Raw genomic sequence first — 3,879 nt, forward strand, 5'->3', positions numbered from 1 at the left:
TTTCTTGTCCTGGATCGCCGTCCGAGGCGGCTTGCCCCTGATAACGCCTTGAATACCCATGCCCTTCATCAGCCGACCGACGGTGCGAGCCGAGCCACGTCGAACCTCTCACGGCGCAGTTGCCGCCAGACTTTGCGCACCCCATAGACCTGATAGTTCTCTTCGAAGACGCGTCGGATCTCAGGGCGCAACGCTTCGTCGCGCCGCACGCGAGCGGACAGACGCGTCGGATCGGATCGCTTCGCCAGATGGTCATAATAGGTGGACGGGGCAATCGGCAGAAGACGGCAGATCGGCCGTCGCCATGGTCACTCGGACCAATGGCGTTCCCATGGCTCCACCCCGTGGCTGCCCCGATGGGCATCAATAAAACCCACCATGACTTCGATCGGCGGTCGAGCTCCGCCATCGCAAAATACGCGTTCGCCAGTGGGCTTGAACCAGTGGCGCCTTCACTGGCTCACCCTTACGCAGGATCTCGGGCTTGCCGCAGTTCGCGGTTCTCACGCTCCAGGGCCTTCATGCGATGCGACATCTCACTGGAAACGCCCGGCCGCTTGCCGCCGTCGACCTCGGCCTTCTTGATCCAGTGGTTCAGCGTCTGAGGCGCACAGCCAATCTTCGCCGCGATCGACATCACCGACTGCCAACGCGAGCCATGCTGGCCTTCGTTGTCGAGAACCATCCGAACCGCTCGTGCGCGCACTTCAGGGGAAAACTTGTTTGTTGTCCTGCTCATGATGCTCCACCTTACTCAGGAGTTGGAGCCTCCGGCAAACCCGGCGCGGTTCAGTCCAGATCGTCGGGGTGACGCTGACAGGCGAGGCGGATGTAGGTGTTCGCCGGGATACGCCCCGCCACCACGTTACGGGCATAGGCCTCAGCGGTTGCGGCATAGCCGTGCTTCATATCGCATCCTCCAGCACGGCGAATGGGTTGGCCTCTGCCTTCTTGCCTGCGCTGACCCTGGAGCGCGCCGAGGGCGTCAGGCCGAACTCTGCCAGCAGGCTTTGGGCGTGGCGCAGGACCTCGTGGCGCATGGCGACCTCAGGCCGCCCTCTCTGGTGTAGGTCCGGCCCTCATCTTCGGCCACGATGGTGAGGATCCCGACCTCCTCCAGCCGGGAGGCGCAGAGAGCGAGCGCGTGCCCATCGTCCGGGGAGGCGATCCCCATGCCGTGGAGGATGGCGCTGATCCGGTCGAAGATCTCAGCAGCACGACCGGAACGCCACGCGGGAGCGACCGCGAGACCCTGATTTACAGGCGGCTCTTCTTTGTTGATCCGGCTGGGTCGCTGCTCGCCGGTCACCACTTTCAGGTGGGTTGGCCTGGGTTTTCGGCCCATGTCAAAACCCGCCAAAAAAGCTCTCAGTTTTGGCCGTGTAAAAAAACGATGACCCCCGCCGGTCCGAAGGATGATCTTTTAGACTTTGACCCACCCCCGTGGATCAGGTCTGACCCTTCCGCTTCCTCACCCATGCCAGCAGCGCTTCGCCTGAGAGCCGGGCCTCGGCCCGCTGCTTCCCGCCGTCGTGGGGCCGCTTGCACAGGCTGGTGAATGTGTTGTCCCGGAACAGGCCGGGATCGCCCTGGTGTGGCAGGTCGTGGCAGGTCGTGGTCGGGCACGGTCGCGGCAATGATCCGGCCATCCGTCGGGCCGTCTTCGCACAGGGGCTGCTGCCTCAGCATGTCAGCCCGGAAAGCTTCCCGGCGCGCTCGCGTGCGGTGTCTCTGCTCTCTCTGATACGTGGCTTATGACCTGCTGTGTGGCGGGTGGCTCTGTGACGCCTGAAGCCGTGTCTGCCGGGTGCGGGTGACATGCCGTCCCTTCGGATGCAGGACCAGACCCCTGTTCAGGCGACCAGCCAGCATTATGAGCGAACAATGATCCATCACGCAGGATCACCACGCAGCGAGATCAGCCGTCGATGGCGCTCGTTTGCTCATGACATGAAGGGATCTGAGCAGATCAATGCTCAGATTTGACGATCGCGGCCAGGCCCGGAGCGGGAGGCTGATTTCGCCGTTGTCAGCCCGGAACCCCAATTGAGGAGTACAACTGTGCGTATCGTTAAACTCTCTGCTTCGGCTCTGGCTGTTTCACTGGCACTTACCGCGGCGGTCCCGGCCATCGCTCAGACGGCGACGGCACCGGCTGCTGTCGTGGTTGTCCCGGATGGGTACACCATTACGGAGTTCACCACGATCACCCCCGAGCAAATGACCGGTGCCACGATCTACGACACTGAGGGCAATGAGGTGGGTAAGATCACCAACCTTGTTATCGGCCCTGACAATGCCGTCACCGGCATGGTCACCGACGTCAGCACCTTTGTGGGCGTGGAAAAGCACGAGGTCGATTTGAAGCCTGAGCATATCCACGTCTATCGCAACGCCGCAGGTGATTTGCGGGCCGTTGCGGTTGTGACCAGGGAAGAGCTTAAAGAGATGCCGGTCCACACAGAGCGGTAATCAGCGCTCTGCTGTTCGACAGCATTGCATGCGCCCGACGCCTTGCCGGCTGTCGGGCGTTGTGCTGTTCCGGCCATGGGCCTGCAACCCACGCGGGGAGCCCCGGAAGAGGCGTGCTGATCAGGATGAGCGGGAAAGCGTGTGGAGGGAACGGCCGGGCTGGCTTTCCCTGCGTTAAGCTCTATGGTCGTCCGTTGGCCCTCGGAGGCCAGGTTTTGAAGAGGATGCCCATCATGGCTAAAGGTATGGAAAAGCGACGACGCGATGAGAAAAAGCCGAAGAAAGTCGTCCCCAAAACAATTGCCGCAGCGCCGAGCCTTAAGAACACCGCCGCTGCTGCACCCATGCTGAAGTCCAAGGCTAAGTGAGAGCTCTCGGCGGTTGGCTCATCTGAACAGATGCCAATGACGATGAGCGCCCCTGAGACACAGGGATGAATTATGAAGACGCCCGAGGTCAACCTTGGGCGCTTTTTTGTTTCTGCCCTTGAGAGACGCGCCGGTTCCCCGCGAGGCAGCCCAAGCCGAACACCTGGAAGCGTTGATAGACCGCTCAGCGGGTCAAAAGGCGCACCCCGGTTGCGGAGACACGCGCCGCGTTAAATCCCTATGCCTGAAACGCAAAGCGCCCGAGCGGATGTTCTGCGGTCGGGCGCCGGACGGGCATGAGAACCGCTTAGCGCTGTTCGCTGCGGCGGCTCTGTCCTGCTTCCGGGTTATCCAATGCGTCGGCCGCGTCCTCAACGTATTCCCGCTCCCCTGCGTCCTTTTTCACGCCCGGATTCAAAGGGCCGTTCTTCCGGGCTTTGTTTTGCTGCAATATATCCCGATGGCGCTTTTCTTCACCAGTCATGGCCACATCCTCCAGTTAACCTGCCAGCAGTTTAACCGCCTGGCAGAGCTGATGTTCCGGTGTTCTCAGGGCGTAAAAAACGCCCGGGGTCTCCCCGGGGCGTTCCTGGGCGCTGATGCACAAAGCAGCCTTTGGATGAGATGCCCCTAATCCCTTAATTTTCATGTTACTCGGGCCGTCGTCGGCGTGCCGTGAGCCGTGAGCCGTGAGCCGTGAAACGGTTGAGGACTGAGCCGTCGAACGCCACCGGTTCGGGAGAGACTGCGAAGAGCGCGGATCCGGACCCCGGCAACCTGGCTGTCGAATACCTTTGCCATGAGCCTTTGTCCGAGCTGCCTGATGCCGTTCCTCTTCGCTTCCACCGGCTGCGGCGGTGATACACACTCCATTTGCGCCAGAGCGCTCTCCCAAGACGTTTGGACGTTCACAGGGCATCGTTTCACGCCCTGGCGCCCTCCGTTGTGGGCTTCCCTAAGCGGTAATTCCTGCGAGGCGGTATGACCGCTATAGTGTCCGTCGTCGAATGATTTGGAACAGCCGCGCTGATTTTGTAGC

At 61.5% G+C, this 3,879-nt stretch carries 3 protein-coding genes, 3 pseudogenes and 1 other annotated feature; of the genes and pseudogenes, 2 read left to right on the forward strand and 4 right to left on the reverse strand.

The window, feature by feature from the left end; genetic code table 11:
- Positions 1–739: pseudogene (locus EG244_RS21235) on the reverse strand (IS3 family transposase); the annotation flags it as partial.
- Positions 267–422 (reverse strand) — a sequence feature (AL1L pseudoknot). It overlaps the preceding pseudogene by 156 nt.
- A 166-nt stretch (positions 740–905) precedes the next feature.
- Positions 906–1,049: pseudogene (locus EG244_RS19875) on the reverse strand (P27 family phage terminase small subunit); the annotation flags it as partial.
- A gap of 1,012 nt (positions 1,050–2,061) precedes the next feature.
- Here EG244_RS19875 and EG244_RS19880 point away from each other — a divergent pair.
- Entirely contained in the window at positions 2,062–2,472 is a 411-nt protein-coding gene (locus EG244_RS19880) for a PRC-barrel domain-containing protein (RefSeq protein WP_124966887.1), read from the forward strand.
- A 233-nt stretch (positions 2,473–2,705) separates the two neighbouring features.
- The gene (locus EG244_RS21370) at positions 2,706–2,840 is read left to right on the forward strand and encodes a hypothetical protein (RefSeq protein WP_267900307.1); all 135 of its coding nucleotides are present in this window, start codon (positions 2,706–2,708) and stop codon (positions 2,838–2,840) included.
- 307 nt (positions 2,841–3,147) lie between these two features.
- Here the strand turns inward: EG244_RS21370 and EG244_RS20590 are convergent, their stop codons facing one another.
- Positions 3,148–3,324, reverse strand: a complete 177-nt coding sequence (locus EG244_RS20590; protein WP_158617384.1) for a hypothetical protein — start codon at positions 3,322–3,324, stop codon at positions 3,148–3,150.
- A gap of 161 nt (positions 3,325–3,485) precedes the next feature.
- Positions 3,486–3,879: pseudogene (locus EG244_RS21240) on the reverse strand (hypothetical protein); the annotation flags it as partial.

The organism is Falsigemmobacter faecalis, from assembly GCF_003863335.1.
Taxonomy (GTDB): domain Bacteria; phylum Pseudomonadota; class Alphaproteobacteria; order Rhodobacterales; family Rhodobacteraceae; genus Wagnerdoeblera; species Wagnerdoeblera faecalis.